This is a genomic window from Streptomyces sp. A18, from assembly GCF_059026065.1.
This window is the reverse complement of record NZ_JBWLKL010000019.1, coordinates 23,325-38,710: the sequence shown is the minus strand read 5'-3', so window position 1 is coordinate 38,710 and position 15,386 is coordinate 23,325. Positions and strand designations below refer to the sequence as shown.

Annotated in this window: 10 protein-coding genes; 7 read left to right on the top strand and 3 right to left on the bottom strand. The window is 69.1% G+C overall.

Annotation, left to right across the window (positions count from 1 at the left end; genetic code table 11):
• Nucleotides 1-56 precede the first annotated feature (56 nt).
• The 3 genes from AC5P1C_RS26275 to AC5P1C_RS26265 all read right to left on the bottom strand — a co-directional run bounded on the left by AC5P1C_RS26275 (nt 57) and on the right by AC5P1C_RS26265 (nt 6,769).
• Nucleotides 57-1,682 (bottom strand): peptide ABC transporter substrate-binding protein, encoded by a 1,626-nt coding sequence (locus AC5P1C_RS26275; protein WP_493868393.1) that lies wholly within the window; start codon nt 1,680-1,682, stop codon nt 57-59.
• Between the two features lie 615 nt (nt 1,683-2,297).
• The gene (typA, locus tag AC5P1C_RS26270; protein ID WP_493868392.1) at nt 2,298-4,172 is read right to left on the bottom strand and encodes a translational GTPase TypA; all 1,875 of its coding nucleotides are present in this window, start codon (nt 4,170-4,172) and stop codon (nt 2,298-2,300) included.
• Nucleotides 4,173-4,447: 275 nt separating this feature from the next.
• Nucleotides 4,448-6,769 carry an ABC transporter family substrate-binding protein gene (locus AC5P1C_RS26265; protein ID WP_493868391.1) on the bottom strand — a complete coding sequence of 774 codons (2,322 nt, stop codon included), beginning with the start codon at nt 6,767-6,769 and terminating at the stop codon, nt 4,448-4,450.
• Nucleotides 6,770-7,142: 373 nt separating this feature from the next.
• On the opposite strand from AC5P1C_RS26265, the gene AC5P1C_RS26260 reads away from it, so the two are divergent.
• From AC5P1C_RS26260 to AC5P1C_RS26230, 7 genes are all read left to right on the top strand, one after another.
• Nucleotides 7,143-7,457, top strand: coding sequence for an Rv0250c family protein (locus tag AC5P1C_RS26260; RefSeq protein ID WP_493868390.1), 315 nt, complete (start codon nt 7,143-7,145; stop codon nt 7,455-7,457).
• A 63-nt stretch (nt 7,458-7,520) separates the two neighbouring features.
• Nucleotides 7,521-8,354: a succinate dehydrogenase subunit SdhC gene (sdhC, locus tag AC5P1C_RS26255; protein WP_493868389.1), complete on the top strand. Its 834-nt coding sequence runs from the start codon at nt 7,521-7,523 to the stop codon at nt 8,352-8,354.
• Nucleotides 8,354-10,291 (top strand): fumarate reductase/succinate dehydrogenase flavoprotein subunit, encoded by a 1,938-nt coding sequence (locus AC5P1C_RS26250; RefSeq protein WP_493868388.1) that lies wholly within the window; start codon nt 8,354-8,356, stop codon nt 10,289-10,291. Before sdhC ends, AC5P1C_RS26250 begins: the two co-directional genes overlap by 1 nt.
• A gap of 8 nt (nt 10,292-10,299) precedes the next feature.
• Nucleotides 10,300-11,091: a succinate dehydrogenase/fumarate reductase iron-sulfur subunit gene (locus AC5P1C_RS26245; protein ID WP_493868387.1), complete on the top strand. Its 792-nt coding sequence runs from the start codon at nt 10,300-10,302 to the stop codon at nt 11,089-11,091.
• Between the two features lie 64 nt (nt 11,092-11,155).
• On the top strand, nt 11,156-12,409 hold the full coding sequence (locus AC5P1C_RS26240) for an alpha/beta hydrolase family protein (protein WP_493868386.1): 1,254 nt from the start codon (nt 11,156-11,158) through the stop codon (nt 12,407-12,409).
• 72 nt (nt 12,410-12,481) lie between these two features.
• The gene (locus AC5P1C_RS26235; protein ID WP_493868385.1) at nt 12,482-14,581 is read left to right on the top strand and encodes a TPM domain-containing protein; all 2,100 of its coding nucleotides are present in this window, start codon (nt 12,482-12,484) and stop codon (nt 14,579-14,581) included.
• A gap of 48 nt (nt 14,582-14,629) precedes the next feature.
• On the top strand, nt 14,630-15,343 hold the full coding sequence (locus AC5P1C_RS26230; RefSeq protein ID WP_493868384.1) for a PspA/IM30 family protein: 714 nt from the start codon (nt 14,630-14,632) through the stop codon (nt 15,341-15,343).
• Nucleotides 15,344-15,386 lie beyond the last annotated feature (43 nt).

Sequence of the window (15,386 nt, the reverse complement as noted above, 5' to 3'; positions counted from 1 at the left end):
GTGAGCGACGCCCGGGATCGCCGGGCGTCGCTCACGGGAAAGGGCTCCGACGACTACTACTTCTTCTCGAAGACCTGAACGTCAGTGAGGATCGGGTCGCCGGCCTGGTCGAACTCCATGCCCTTCACGTTGTTCGAGTACGCGGAGAGCGTCTTGTTGTACCAGAGCGGGATGCCCGGGAAGCTGTTCTGCAGTTCCTTCTCGGCCTGCCCGTACAGCTTGGCGGACTCCTCGATCGTCTTCGCCGCGTCGGCCTTCTTGGTCAGCGCGTCGAACTTCTTGTCCGAGAAGCCGCCCTTGTTGCCGTCGACGCCGGTGCCGTAGAGGTCGGCGAGGAAGTTGCCGTTGAACGGGTAGTCGAGCACCCATCCGGAGCGGTAGATCGACTTGACCTTCTTCTGGTCGCGGATCTCCGTGTCGGCCGCGAAGTCCGTCACCGCGTCGCCGACGCACTTGACGCCGGTCGAGTTGGTGATGCTGTTGCAGACCGCGACGACCCAGTCCTTGTGCGGCTGGTCGGCGTTGTACTGGATGGAGATCTTGTTGCCGGGAACACCGCCGCCCTCCTTGATGAGGGACTTGGCCTTCTTGGCGTCGAACTTGCAGTACTCGCCGCAGGCGTCCTTCTGGTAGCCCTTGACGCCCTTGGCGACCCAGCCGGTGGCGGACTCACGCGTGCCGTGGAACACGGTCTTGGCGATGGTGTCGCGGTCGATCGCCATCGAGAGGCCCTGGAGGACCTTGACGTCGATGTCCTTCCACTGCTTCGTGTAGAAGGCCGGGTTGATCGTGTTGATCGCCGAGAAGTCCTGCTCGATGGCGCGGTCGCCGAAGTCCTGCTTGAAGTTGGCGATCTCGCTGTTCGGCACGATCGGCATCGAGTCGACGTTGTCCGACTTCAGGTCGGCGTAGGCCGCCGTGTCCTTGGTGTAGGCCTTGAAGTCGATGCCGCCGTTCTTCGGCTTCTCGCCCTTGAAGCCGTCCCAGGCGCGGACCTGGATGATCTTCTTGTGGTCCCACTTCGAGAACTTGTACGGGCCGTTGCCGACCGGCGCCTCGCCGTACTTCTTCGGGTCCTTCAGGGCCGCCGAAGGCAGCGGGTAGAAGGGCGCGTAGACCAGCTTGTACGCGTAGTACGGGATGCCGTTGTTCAGCGTGATGGTGAAGGTGTTGTCGTCGACGACCTTCAGACCCTCCATCGCCTTGGCGGTGGCCTTCCCCTTCTCGGGGTGGACCTTGTCGTAGCCGACGATGTCGCGGTACCAGGAGCTGTTCTGCTGGCCGTTGGCCGGGTTGGCGGCCCAGTTCCAGGCGTCCACGTACGACTTGGCCGTGACGGCCTCGCCGTTGTGGAACTTCCAGCCCGGCTTCAGCTTGACGGTCCACACCTTGGAGTCCTTGTCGGGGGTGACCGACTCGGCGTTCTCGTAGGTGATGTTGCCCTGCTTGTCGTAGTGGACCAGGCCCGTGAAGAGCGAGTCGATGACGACGCTTCCGTATGCCTCCATGGTGTTGGAAGGCTGCAGGGCGTTCTGCGGCTCGCCGTTGGCATAGCTGACGATCCCCTTGGGGTCGACCTTGCCACTGTTGCCGCTGTCGCTGTCGCCGCCGCCGCAGGCCGTTGCCGTCAGCGCCACGACACCCGCTATCGCGACCCACTTGGCGCTCTTGGCACCACGCATGGGGTTCCTCCTCATGAGTCCACTTGTTCACTACAAGAGGGGGTACGAGAAACCGCGCCGACACCCCTGACGGCGCGTAGATCGAGTACCCCAGAGTGCTCGTGAGTCGGCGCTCCCCACAGCGCGTGACCCATTGACCCGAGCTATACGCGGTCAACTATTAGCCATGAGGTACCGCCCGACCACACTCTTTTGGTCTCGGTTCAATCACACCTGGTGCGTACAACTTCCAAAATCCGGACAAACCGATCCGAGATAGATGGTTGCGAAACGGACGTGTTACACATCTAACGGTCAACGACGTCCGCATTCCGGACAGATGGTCCATGAAAACCGGTTGCGGCGGGCCGCGTCGAAGACGGCTCGCGACGCCTTCGGAGGCGAATCCGTGGACGCGCGTAGATGCGCGGAGAGTCGCGAAGGCGGCGGGATGGTGGGGAACCGTCGCCTCCCGGGGCCTGGGCCAGCGTAGTGCCGCCGGGGTCCGTGCAGAGGGGTATCCCCCGCAGACGCGTAGAGGCCGGTCCCGCCTCTCCCGGTCGGGAGGGGCGGAAACCGGCCTCAGATGCCGAATTCTCCGAGCGTCAGCGGCAGTTGTGCCCGGGGCTCAGGTGCTCAGCCGTGCTTGGCGCGCGAGGCGCTGCGGCCACGCTGCTTGGCGTCCAGGACGACCTTGCGGATACGCACGGTCTCCGGAGTCACCTCGATGCACTCGTCGTCGCGGCAGAACTCCAGGGACTGCTCGAGCGAGAGCTTGCGGGCGGGCACGACGTTCTCGGTCGTGTCCGCGGAAGCCGCACGCATGTTGGTGAGCTTCTTCTCCTTGGTGATGTTCACGTCCATGTCGTCGGCGCGCGAGTTCTCGCCGACGATCATGCCCTCGTACACCTCGGTGCCGGCCTCGGTGAAGATGACACCGCGCTCCTGGAGGTTGACCATCGCGAACGGCGTGACCGAACCCGAACGGTCCGCGACGAGCGAGCCGTTGTGACGGGTGCGCAGGTCGCCGAACCACGGCTCGTGGCCCTCGAAGATCGAGTGCGCGATGCCGGTGCCGCGGGTCTGCGTCAGGAACTCCGTACGGAAGCCGATGAGGCCACGCGACGGGACGATCCACTCCATGCGGATCCAGCCGGAGCCGTGGTTGGTCATCGTCTCCATGCGGCCCTTGCGGGTCGCCATCAGCTGCGTGATGGCGCCGAGGTGCTCCTCGGGCGAGTCGATCGTCATGCGCTCGATCGGCTCGTACGTCTTGCCGTCGATCTGCTTGGTGACGACCTCGGGCTTGCCCACGGTCAGCTCGAAGCCCTCGCGGCGCATCTGCTCGACCAGGATGGCGAGCGCGAGCTCACCACGGCCCTGGACCTCCCAGGCGTCGGGACGCTCGGTGTCCAGGACACGGAGCGAGACGTTGCCGATGAGCTCCTTGTCCAGACGGTCCTTCACCTGGCGGGCGGTGACCTTGTGGCCCTTGCCGCCCTTGCCGACGAGCGGCGAGGTGTTGGTGCCGATGGTCATGGAGATCGCGGGCTCGTCGACCGTGATCAGCGGGAGCGCGATCGGGTTCTCGGGGTCGGCGAGGGTCTCGCCGATCATGATCTCCGGAATACCGGCGATGGCGCAGATGTCACCCGGGCCCGCCTTCTCGGCGGGCTTGCGCGTGAGCGCCTCGGTCATCATCAGCTCGGTGATGCGGACGTTGGACTGCGAGCCGTCACGCTTGATCCAGGTGACGGTCTGGCCCTTGCGCAGCTCGCCCTGCTCGACACGGCAGAGCGCGATACGGCCGAGGAAGTTGTCGGCGTCGAGGTTCGTGACGTGGGCCTGGAGCGGGGCGTCCTCGTCGTACTCCGGAGCCGGGACGGTGTCCAGGATCGTGGAGAAGAACGGCTCCAGGTTCTCGCTGTCGGCCGGGACGGTGCCGTCCTCCGGCTTGGTCAGCGAGGCGACGCCGTCACGGGCGCAGGCGTAGACGATCGGGAACTCGATCTGGTCCTCGTCCGCGTCCAGGTCCAGGAACAGGTCGTACGTCTCGTCGACGACCTCGGCGATCCGGGAGTCAGGGCGGTCCGTCTTGTTGATGCACAGGATGACCGGCATCTTGGCCGCGAGCGCCTTGCGGAGCACGAAGCGGGTCTGCGGCAGCGGGCCCTCGGAGGCGTCCACGAGGAGGACGACCGCGTCCACCATCGACAGGCCGCGCTCGACCTCACCACCGAAGTCGGCGTGACCGGGGGTGTCGATGATGTTGATGGTGATGACGTCGCCGCCATCCTTGGGGTGGTACTTGACGGCCGTGTTCTTGGCCAGGATCGTGATGCCCTTCTCACGCTCCAGGTCGTTCGAGTCCATCATGCGGTCGTCGAGGGACTCTGCGGCGTGCGCGGCGAAGGAGCCGGCCTGCTTGAGCATGGCGTCGACCAGGGTGGTCTTGCCGTGGTCGACGTGGGCGACGATGGCAACATTACGAATGTCATGGCGCGTGGGCATACGAGCTGCGCTTCTCCCGGGAAGAGTGGATGGCCGCGCGTACGGTCCGGCACGCGTGCCCTGCCGGGCAGAACACGCCACGGCCTCACCCCAGTCTACGTGCCTTGCGCGGAGGTGACCTCCGCGGGGCCCTGGTGGGGGTCTGACCAGGGGTTACTGGGGTTATGGGTGCTGCTGGGGAAGCGTACGGGTCAAGGACTGGGAACGACCTTGCCCGCCGGGGTGGCCGGCGGGCAAGGGAGTTGAGCTGAATCTGAGCGTGACCTGCGACGGAGCTACTTCTTCGGCTGCTTGCCCGCGGGCTTGGCGCCCGGCTTCAGGAAGCCCATGTCCTCGAAGTTCGGGGACTGGAAGCCGAAGGCACCCGCGTTCGCGAGGTTCGTGCGGGCCGCCATCAGCTGGGGGCGCTGATAGAGGGGGATGGATCCCGCCTCGGCCCAGATGCGGGCGTCGGCCTTCTTGACCAGAGCCCTGTTCTCGTCCTCGTCGAGCTCCCCCATCGCCTGATCGAACAACTGATCGATGTGGTCCGTGCCGACCCGCGTGTAGTTCTGCTCGACGTTCAGCGAGCCGTCCGCTGCCGGCACCGGCTTGGCGAAGATCGGGCGCGCGTCCGTGGCCGGGAAGGCCGACGCGGGCCAGGAGTAGAGGGCGAGGTCGTACTGACCGGACGCGATGTGGTCCTTGAAGTAGCTCTCGTCGGCGACCTTCGCCGTCTCCGTGCGGATCCCGATCTTCTCCAGCATCCGCGAGATCCGGTCCGCCACGGTCCGCAGCGACTCCGAACCCTCACCGGACGGCAGGACGAAGCGGAGGGTGAGGGGCTTGCCGTCCTTGGCCATCGGGCCCGCCGCCGCGGAGGTGGCGGCGGGTGCCGCGGTGCCCTTGGGGGCGTACGCGCCGGGCGCACCGCCCTTCGCGGCCTGCTTGTCCGTGTGCTTCTCGGCCTGCTGCTTGGTGTGCCCGCCGGGGTCCTTCTTCTTCTCCTTGTCCGCCTCGCGCGGCGTGAGGGACGCGGCCTGGCGGGTCAGCGCCGCCTGCTGGTAGGCCGCCGCCGGAGCGGGCGCGAGCACCGAGGTGCCGCTGTCGCCCGGCTTCTGGTCCTCCTCGCCGACGACGTACGTGCCGTCGCCACCCGAGTCCTCCCGGGAGCCCGATTCCTCCTTGGAGTCGGATTCCCCCGAGTCGGATCCCGCCTTCGCCTTCTTCGCGTCCGCCTCGCCCCCGGCCGTCTTCCCCTTCGGCTCCTTCACCGGACCGCCGGGCGTCCACCCCGCGTCGGCGAGCAGCGCCCGCGCCTCCGCGGTGTCCTGGTCGCCCAGGGCCCCGCTGTTGTCGGCGTACGCCTGCTGGCCGGCGAGCGCCAGGTGGCTGCCGACCGGCTCGGCGGGCAGGCCGAGCGGCGACAGGACCGCCTCGGCGATCTCGTCGCGGTCGAGGGCGCGGGCCACCGCACGGCGCACCCGGTCGTCCGCGAGCGGGCCCTCGGTGCCGTTGAGGGCGAGCTGGGTGTAGGCCGGTTCGAGGGACTTGCGGACGGTGTAGCCCCGCAGGCCCGTCTGTTCGGTGGCGTACTTCTTGATCGCCTTGTGGGTCTTCGCGCGGACCTGCTGCTCGGCGTCGGCCGCCTCCTCGTCCGAGCCGTTGGCGACCGCCCAGGAACGCAGCGCCTTGGCCGGGGTCAGCTGCGCCTCGGGGCCGTGGCCGAGCGGACCCTGGGCACCCTGGTCGCGGGCCGCGTTCGTGATGCGGCGAGCCTCCGGGGCGTCGATCTCGGCGAGGTCGATCTTCCCTTGCGCGAGGGCGGCGGCACGCTCCTCGCGCGGAACCTCGCGCAGGACGAGCTTGGAGAGCTTGGCGGGCCTGCCCCACCAGCGCGGATTGCGGGTCAGCGTGACCTCGTCCGCCTTGCTGCCGAACGCCTGCACCGAGAACGGTCCCGCGCTCACCTTGAGCCCCCGCCGCGCACCGTCGTTGAAGGCGTCAGGAGTGCCCATGACCTCCTTGGGGTACAGCGGCGAGAAGAGCGAACGCCAGTCCGCGTACGGCTTGTTGAAGGTGACGCGCACCTCCAGGTTGTCCGCGCCGCGCTCGATCTTCTCGATGCGGTCGTAGCCCGCGTTGCGCGCCGTCCAGTACGCGCTGTCCTTCCCGGACAGGGCGCGCTGCTGCGCGGCGAAGTCATCGGCCCCGATCTCCCGGCCGTCGCTCCACACCGCCTGCTGGTTGAGCTTGTAGAGCACGACCTGCTTGGGCTCGCGCTCGACGACCTCCGCCGACTCCAGGAAGTCGGTGTTCTGCTGCGCCCTGCCCTTGGCGTCGAGCCGGAACATCGACGGCAGGACCGCGCCCGCGATCCGCGAGGTGCCCGCGTCGGCGTCCGACTGGAAGGAGTTGAGGGTCTCCGGCATCTCGTCGAGGGCCCAGTTCATGGTCCCGCCGTCGGCGACGAGATCCCGGGCCGCGGGCGCGACGTCCTGGCCCGCGGTCGGTGCGCCCGCCTCGTCCTGAGCGCTGCAGGCGGACAGGGCGGGCAGAACTAGCACGCCCGTGGCGAGGAACACGGCAGATCTCAGTCTGGCGCGGTCTGGGGACATGACGGGTACCTCCGGGGCTCGCCCGGCCGCCCGCTACCAGGACCGGGCCGGGTTTGATCACGTATGGCGGTATATGGAGCTGATCACATCTATCGATCCACTGAAGGGGACGGGACCCGGCACACCGGAGCGACACGGCGTGGGGGCGCCATATCCCACTCGTGCGGCCCAACCGGGCGTGACCGAGCGTGACGACGGCCGCGGCGTACCCGAGACACGGCCGGGGCTGCGGCGCGCACCCCGGCGCGTTTCGGCGCACTTCAGCACGCACGAGCCGGGAATCCCGGCAGATCCCTTCACAAGCCGGGATGTGACGCGCGACACTCGCAGGCGCATGAACGTTGCCGCCGCACCCCTGAAGTGAGGGCAAGTCATGGCTCTGCAGGATGATCTGACGGCTGTTCAGCGCTGCGTCGACGAACTGGTCCGCACCGTCGGCAAGCTGGAGCAGCAGGTCGGCGAGGGCGCCCAGGGTGGTCTTGCCGCGATCGACGTACGCCGCGTCCGCTCGGACGCCGACCATCTGCGCGAGAGCGTCGCGCTCCTTCGCGCCACGGCTCCGGGCACCGGCGGCGCCCCACAGAAGCGCCCCGACCTGGTCACCATCCCCGATACGCCGTACGACAGCTCTCTGTGGACGGACTCGGACGACGAGGGCCTCGGCGCGAGCGACCGGCATGCCCCCTGATCCGCCCGGCTCGCCCCGCGCGACCGAGTCCCGCCCCCCTGAGGACAAAGGAGTGGAGCCTCGTTGGCCACTGGCACGGAACCTCATCTGAAAAGCGGTCAGGATCCCGGCGGCGTGCGAGCGGCGACGCGCGCCGCGATCAGCGCTGCCCATCTGCGGACCGACCGCTGGTGGCTGGCGCCCGCCGCGACCGCCGCCGGACTCTTCGCCTTCATCGTCTACTCGACGTGGCGGGCCTTCGCGAACGCTGACTACTACGCGGCGCCCTACGTCTCACCGTTCTACTCGCCGTGCCTCGCCGAGAACTGCGAACCGATGCGGTCAGGGCCCAACTGGGAGATCTTCGGCAGCTGGTGGGGGCTCTCCCCCGCCCTGCTCATCCTGATCTTCCCGCTCGGCTTCCGCCTGACCTGCTACTACTACCGCAAGGCCTACTACCGCGGCTTCTGGGCCTCACCGCCCGCCTGCGCGGTGGCCGAGCCGCACAAGAAGTACTCCGGAGAGACCCGCTTCCCGCTCATCCTGCAGAACATCCACCGCTACTTCTTCTACGCGGCGGTACCGGTGGCGGGCATCCTCACGTACGACACCGTGCTCTCGTTCCGCGACGAGCACTACGAGTGGGGCCATGTGGGTCTCGGCACGCTCGTCATGGTGGTCAACATCGTGCTGATCTGGGCGTACACGCTCTCCTGTCATTCCTGCCGACACATCGTCGGCGGCAAGCTCAAGCACTTCTCCAAGCATCCCGTGCGGTACCGCATGTGGCAGTGGGTCGGAAAGCTCAACGCACGGCACATGCTGCTCGCCTGGGCCTCCCTGGTGAGTGTGGCGCTCGCCGACTTCTACGTGTATCTGATCGCGTCCGGCGCCTTCGACGATCCGAGGTTGTTCTGATGTCTCAAGTGGAGCGGCAGCAGTGGGATGTTGTCGTGGTGGGAGCCGGAGGAGCGGGCCTGCGGGCCGCGATCGAGGCACGTGAGCAGGGCGCGCGTACCGCTGTGATCTGCAAGTCCCTGTTCGGCAAGGCCCATACGGTGATGGCCGAGGGCGGCATCGCGGCCTCCATGGGCAATGTGAACTCCGGCGACAACTGGCAGGTCCACTTCCGCGACACCCTGCGCGGCGGCAAGTTCCTCAACCAGTGGCGGATGGCCGAGCTGCACGCGCGCGAAGCACCCGACCGGGTATGGGAGTTGGAGACCTGGGGAGCCCTGTTCGACCGTACGGCGGACGGGCGGATCTCCCAGCGCAACTTCGGGGGGCACGAGTACCCGCGCCTCGCGCACGTCGGCGACCGGACCGGCCTCGAACTGATCCGTACGCTCCAGCAGAAGATCGTCTCTCTCCAGCAGGAGGACGAACGCGAATTCGGTGATTACGAAGCGCGCCTGAAGGTCTTTCAGGAATGCACGGTCACGCGCGTACTGAAGGAGGGCGAGCGGGTCAGCGGCACGTTCTGCTACGACCGCGAGTCGGGCCGCTTCTTCGTGCTCGAAGCCCCGAGCGTGGTCCTGGCGACCGGCGGCATCGGCAAGTCCTTCAAGGTGACGTCGAATTCCTGGGAGTACACGGGCGACGGCCACGCGCTGGCGCTGCTCGCCGGCGCGCCGCTCCTGAACATGGAGTTCGTGCAGTTCCACCCGACGGGGATGGTCTGGCCGCCCTCGGTGAAGGGCATCCTGGTCACCGAGTCGGTGCGCGGCGACGGCGGGGTACTGCGCAACTCCGAAGGCAAGCGGTTCATGTTCGACTACGTACCGGACGTCTTCAAGGAGAAGTACGCGCAGTCCGAGGACGAGGGCGACCGCTGGTACGAGGACCCGGACAACAACCGGCGGCCACCGGAACTGCTGCCGCGCGACGAGGTGGCGCGCGCCATCAACTCCGAGGTGAAGGCGGGGCGCGGTTCGCCGCACGGCGGGGTCTTCCTCGACGTGTCGACGCGCATGCCCGCAGAGGTCATCAGGCGCCGGCTCCCTTCCATGTACCACCAGTTCAAGGAACTCGCGGACGTGGACATCACGGCGGAGGCGATGGAGGTCGGACCGACCTGCCACTACGTGATGGGCGGCATCGCGGTCGAGTCGGACACGGCGGCGGCACAGCGCGTCCCTGGCCTGTACGCGGCCGGAGAGGTCGCCGGTGGCATGCACGGCTCCAACCGGCTCGGCGGCAACTCCCTGTCCGACCTGCTCGTCTTCGGGCGGCGCGCGGGACTGCACGCGGCACGGTACGCGGCCGGGTTCCCCGGTGCCGACGCGCGGCCCCAGGTCGACGAGGTCCAGGTGGACACGGCGGCGGCCGAGGCGCTGCGGCCGTTCAGCGCGGAGGGCCCCGAGGACGGGGCCACGCATGAGAATCCGTACACCCTCCACCAGGAACTCCAGCAGACGATGAACGACCTGGTCGGCATCATCCGCCGCGAGGGCGAGATGGAACAGGCCCTGGAGAAGCTGGCGGAGCTGCGGGTGCGGGCACGGCGGGCGGGCGTCGAGGGCCACCGCCAGTTCAACCCCGGCTGGCACCTGGCACTCGACCTGCGCAACATGCTGCTCGTCAGCGAGTGCGTGGCGCGGGCCGCCCTGGAGCGCACGGAGAGCCGTGGCGGGCACACCCGTGAGGACCATCCGGGGATGAACCGCGAATGGCGCCGCGCGAACCTGCTCTGCCAACTCACGGACCCTTCGGGCGGGTTGGCGGCGACGGATCCCGTGCGCGGCCAGATCGACCTGGTGCGGGTCACCACCGAGCCCATCCGTCCCGACCTGCTTGCTCTCTTCGAGAAGGAAGAGCTGGTCAAGTACCTGGCCGAAGAGGAGCTTTACGAGTGAGTACGTCTATGTCTGCGTCCACGCCGAGTTCCACCTCGTACGACGCACGGTTCCGGGTCTGGCGCGGGGACGTCGGGGGCGGCGATCTGGAGGACTTCAAGGTCGAGGTCAACGAAGGCGAGGTCGTCCTCGACATCATCCACCGCCTGCAGGCGACCCAGGCCCCCGACCTGGCGGTGCGCTGGAACTGCAAGGCGGGCAAGTGCGGTTCGTGCTCTGCGGAGATCAACGGCCGGCCACGGCTGATGTGCATGACGCGGATGTCGGTGTTCAGCCGCGAGGACGTCATCACGGTGACACCGCTGCGGGCCTTCCCCGTGGTGCGGGACCTGGTGACGGACGTCGGCTTCAACTACACGAAGGCACGGGAGGTGCCGGCCTTCGTACCGCCGGAGGGCGTGGGCCCCGGCGAGTACCGCATGCAGCAGGCTGACGTGGACCGCTCCCAGGAGTTCCGCAAGTGCATCGAGTGCTTCCTGTGCCAGGACACGTGCCATGTGGTGCGCGACCACGAGGAGAACAAGGCGGCGTTCGCGGGACCGCGCTTCCTGATGCGGGTCGCGGAGCTGGACATGCACCCGCTGGACGCGGCGGCGGAGAGCGGCATCGACCGCAAGAAGACCGCCCAGGACGAGCACGGGCTCGGCTACTGCAACATCACGAAGTGCTGTACGGAGGTGTGCCCGGAGGGCATCAAGATCACGGACAATGCCTTGATTCCCTTGAAGGAGCGGGCAGTCGACCGGAAGTACGATCCGCTGGTGTGGCTCGGGAACAAGATCCGGCGGCGGGGGGAGTAGGGGCCTGGCGGGCCGGGGGCTATCCCCATGGTCACGGGGGGCGGGGCGAGATCAGCATGGGGGCATGAACTCTTCTTCGGCTGTGACGCGTTCGGCTCCCGCCAGGCGCACGGTGCTCGGTCTCGCGGCCGCCGGTCTGGCGGCGACGGTGTCGGCTGCCCCCGCACCCGCCTCCGCGCAGGCGCGGACCACGGGCATCGCGGCGAAGCTCCCGGCCCCCACAGGGCCGCACCGCATAGGCACGGTGTCGACACGCCTCGTCGACACCTCACGGCACGACCCGTGGGTGAGGTCCGTGCCGTACCGAGAGCTGATGATCAGCGTCTGGTACCCGGCGGCGGGCTATCCGGGCCGCCCGGGGCACCGCCTCGCTCCGTACATGGCGCCGGGCGCGGCAGAGCTCTGGAACGCGAAGGCGCCCCACGGCATACCGAAGGACGCGATCGACTTCGCGGCCACGCGCACGCACGCGCGGGAGGGGGCACCGGCCGACACGAGCGACGGCCGACGCCCGGTCCTGCTGTACGCGTCGGGGGCCAACGACCCGCGGACCTGGGGCACTTCAGCGGTCGAGGAGCTGGCGAGCCACGGCTATGTGGTGGTGACGATCGACCACACGTATGAAGCGCCCGGGGTGCAGTTCCCGGACGGCTCGGTCAAGGACGACGCCCCGCTCCTCGATGCCTTCGCGGAGGCGCAGCGGAACGAAGCCGTGCCTGCGCTGCTCAAGAAGGTCCTGGACGTCCGGGTGGCCGACTCGAAGTTCGTCCTGGACAGCCTCGGCTCGCTGCCGCACGGTCTGTCCGGGGTCGTGGACCGGAAGCGGGTGGGCATGTTCGGCCAGTCGGCGGGCGGGATGGCGGCGGCCGAGACGATGTACGAGGACAAGCGGGTCACGGCAGGGCTGAACATGGACGGCACCCTGGAACACAACCCGGAACCGAACGGCACGAACCTCACGCCGGTGGCCCGGCACGGCCTGACCCGCCCGTTCCTCCTCATGGGGAGTCAGGGCAACGACCGCACGACGGAGCCGTCATGGCGGGAGTTCTGGTCCCACACGACCGGCTGGAAGCGGAATCTGACCCTGCGCGGCTCGACGCACCAGACGTACACGGACCTGGCGGCGCTGCTCCCGCAGGCGGGGGTGGACCGGAAGGTCATCGAGGAGAACGTGGGCACGGTCGATCCGAACCGCGCGGTGGCAGCGGAACGGGCCTATACGACGTCGTTCTTCGACCGCTGGCTCCGGGGACGGGACGACCACCTGCTGGACGGTCCTTCGGGGAGGTATCCGGAGGTGGAGTTCGCGGGGTGAGGCAGGCCTGGAGGCCCCGCCCCGGCGTCCCCCCGGTCGCGCACCCCCCAAGACGGTCATACGCTCCCAAATGTGACGCCGCCCTCGCAGATAGCCGTGCGGGCGCCAGCGGCAGCCATCGCACTGCTCGCGTGGTGCCTGCTGCTCCTGTCCGCCCCCGCGGCACTCGCCGCCCCGGCCGACGACCCGGTCACGCTCTCGCGCGACGGCCAGATCACCGACAAGGTGGGCGCGCTCGGCGCCCATAAGGACACCACCGAACGGGCGCTCGACCAGCTCTACGACGACCGTGGCCTGCAGCTCTTCGTCGTCTACGTACGTGACTTCTCCGGACGCGGCGCACAGGACTGGGCGGACGCCACCGCCGAGCGCAACGGGCTCGGCCTGGACGACGCGCTGCTCGCCGTCGCCACGCACGACCGCCAGTACGCCTACTCCGTAGACGTCGATTCGCGGCTCACGGAGGCCCAGCTCCAGGACGTCGCGACCACCGCCATCAAGCCCGCGCTGCGGCAGAACGACTGGGCGGGCGCGGCCATCGGCGCCGCGAACGGCTACCGCGCGGTCCTCTCCGGCCAGCCGGTCCCCACCCCGGCGATCACCCCTGGGCAGGCCGATCCGGGCGGCGGCGACAGCGGCGACGACCAGGTCGCCGGCGACCTCGTCCTGCCCATCGTGGCGGTCGGCGGCGCGGGTGCCCTCGCCGCGGTCGCGTACAGCCGCCGCAAGCGGCGCGCCCACACGCGTACGACGCCCGGAGGCGGGGGCTGGGGCAAGGGGGCACCGGGCGAGCAGCGGACTCCGCTCCCGGAGCTCGACAAGCAGAGCAAGCAGCTCCTGGTGGAGACCGACGACGCGATCCGCACCAGCGCCGAGGAACTCGGCTTCGCCACCGCCCAGTTCGGCGAGGAGGCGGTGCGGCCCTTCACGGACGCGCTCGCGTACGCACGCTCCGAGCTGACCAAGGCCTTCAAGGTGCGCCAGCAGCTGGACGACGCCTATCCGGAGGACGACGCGACCAAGCGCACCATGCTGGACGAGATCGTCGCGCGCTGCACCGAGGCGGGCCGGCGCCTCGACGCGGAGGCCGCGGGCTTCGACCAGCTGCGTGCCCTCGAACGCGACGCGGCCCAGGCCCTGGAGCACGCCGAAACGGTGTTCCGGCAGGTCACCGCGCGGGCCACCGGAGCGGAGAGCGCTCTGGGCACGCTCCGGGAGCGGTACGCGCCGTCCGCTTCCGCGCCCGTCGTGGGCCATGTGGAGCAGGCCAAGGACCGCCTCGTCTTCGCCACGACACACCTCAACGAAGCCCGGCAGTCCATCGACGCGGGCGACAACGGCAAGGCGGCTGTCCATCTGCGTGCCGCAGAAGGCGCCGTCGACCAGGCGGGCACCTTCGTGGACGCCGTCGACCGGCTCGCCGAGGAGCTCGCGCTCGCCGCGGAGAAGCTCCCCGCCGCACTCACCGAGACGGAGACCGACCTCGCCGAGGCGCGCGGCCTCCTCGAAGGCACCATGGCGGGCGCCTCCACGGCCGACCTGCACGGCCGTATCGCCCGTGCGGAGTCGGTGGCCGCCGAGGTCCGCAAGAAGATCGCGGCGGGCCCGTACGACCCGATCGACGCCCTGCGCCGGGTCGAGGAGGCCGACACGGTCCTCGACGAATCCCTCGCGGGCGCCCGGGAACGCGAGGTCACGAGCCGGCGCGCGGCCTCCCTCCTCGGCCAGGCCCTGCTCACCGCGCGCAGCGCCGTGGGAACGGCGGCCGACTTCATCGACACGCACCGGGGCGGCGTGGGCAGCGAGGCGAGGACCCGCCTGGCCGAGGCGCAGCGGCACCTCTCCGGCGCGGAGGCCACGCGGGACACCGACGCCGCCGCGGCCCTCGCGGAGGCCCAGCAGGCCGACGCCCGGGCCCGGCAGGCACAGCAGCTCGCCGAGCGGGACGTACGCGGCTACGGCAACCCCTACGGAGGCGGCGGCGGGCACGGCGGCGGCATGGGCGGCGCGGTCCTCGGCGGCATCATCCTCGGCGAGCTCTTCGGAGGCATGGGCCGCGGGACGGGCGGCGGAATCGGCGGCTTCGGAGGGGGCGGTTTCGGCGGAGGGCGGCCCGGGAGCTTCGGTGGCGGGGGGACCCGGGGGCGGATGGGCGGGGGCGGGAGGTTCTGAGCCCGGCGCAGGAGCAACTCCTACCAACCCTCATAGAAGGAGCTCGTCATGACCAAGCAGACGATCCTCGGACGCGTGGCCCAGCTCGCCAAGGCCAACATCAACTCCCTCCTCGATCAGGCCGAGGACCCGCAGAAGATGCTCGACCAGCTGATCCGCGACTACACGAACAACATCCAGGAGGCCGAGGAGGCGGTCGCGACCACCATCGGCAATCTGCGGATGCTGGAACTGGACCACAAGGAGGACCGGGACGCGGCCGACGGGTGGGGCGCCAAGGCGATCGCCGCCAGCAAGAAGGCGGACGAGCTGCGGACCGGCGGGAGCGCCGTGGAAGCCGACAGGTTCGACGGCCTGGCCAAGGTCGCGCTGCAGCGGCAGTTGCAGTCCGAGCGGGAGGCGAAGGACGCGGAGCCGATGATCGCCTCGCAGACCGAGGTCGTCGACAAGCTGAAGTCCGGCCTCGACCAGATGAAGATCAAGCTGACCCAGCTCCGGTCGAAGCGCGACCAACTGGTGGCCCGCGCCAAGACGGCCCAGGCGCAGAACCAGATGATGGACGCCGCCCAGAGCATCGATGTCCTCGACCCGGGCAGCGAGTTGAGCCGCTTCGAGGACAAGGTCCGCCGCGAGGAGGCCAGGGCGATGGGCAAGCAGGAGCTCGCCGCGTCCTCCCTGGACGCACAGTTCGAGCAGCTCGACGGCATGGGCGACGAGGCGGAGGTCGAGGCCCGGCTCGCTGCCCTGAAGGCCACTACGTAGCGGGGCCTCAGGAACGTACAGGCCTCAGACCCCCACAGACGTA

Excerpts from the sequence above, each read along its gene's own strand:
- AC5P1C_RS26265 (WP_493868391.1), bottom strand. The coding sequence starts at position 6,769 with ATGTCCCCAGACCGCGCCAGACTGAGATCTGCCGTGTTCCTCGCCACG.
- AC5P1C_RS26275 (WP_493868393.1), bottom strand. The coding sequence starts at position 1,682 with ATGCGTGGTGCCAAGAGCGCCAAGTGGGTCGCGATAGCGGGTGTCGTG.
- typA (WP_493868392.1), bottom strand. The coding sequence starts at position 4,172 with ATGCCCACGCGCCATGACATTCGTAATGTTGCCATCGTCGCCCACGTC.
- AC5P1C_RS26260 (WP_493868390.1), top strand. The coding sequence starts at position 7,143 with ATGGCTCTGCAGGATGATCTGACGGCTGTTCAGCGCTGCGTCGACGAA.
- AC5P1C_RS26240 (WP_493868386.1), top strand. The coding sequence starts at position 11,156 with ATGAACTCTTCTTCGGCTGTGACGCGTTCGGCTCCCGCCAGGCGCACG.
- AC5P1C_RS26245 (WP_493868387.1), top strand. The coding sequence starts at position 10,300 with ATGTCTGCGTCCACGCCGAGTTCCACCTCGTACGACGCACGGTTCCGG.
- AC5P1C_RS26230 (WP_493868384.1), top strand. The coding sequence starts at position 14,630 with ATGACCAAGCAGACGATCCTCGGACGCGTGGCCCAGCTCGCCAAGGCC.
- AC5P1C_RS26250 (WP_493868388.1), top strand. The coding sequence starts at position 8,354 with ATGTCTCAAGTGGAGCGGCAGCAGTGGGATGTTGTCGTGGTGGGAGCC.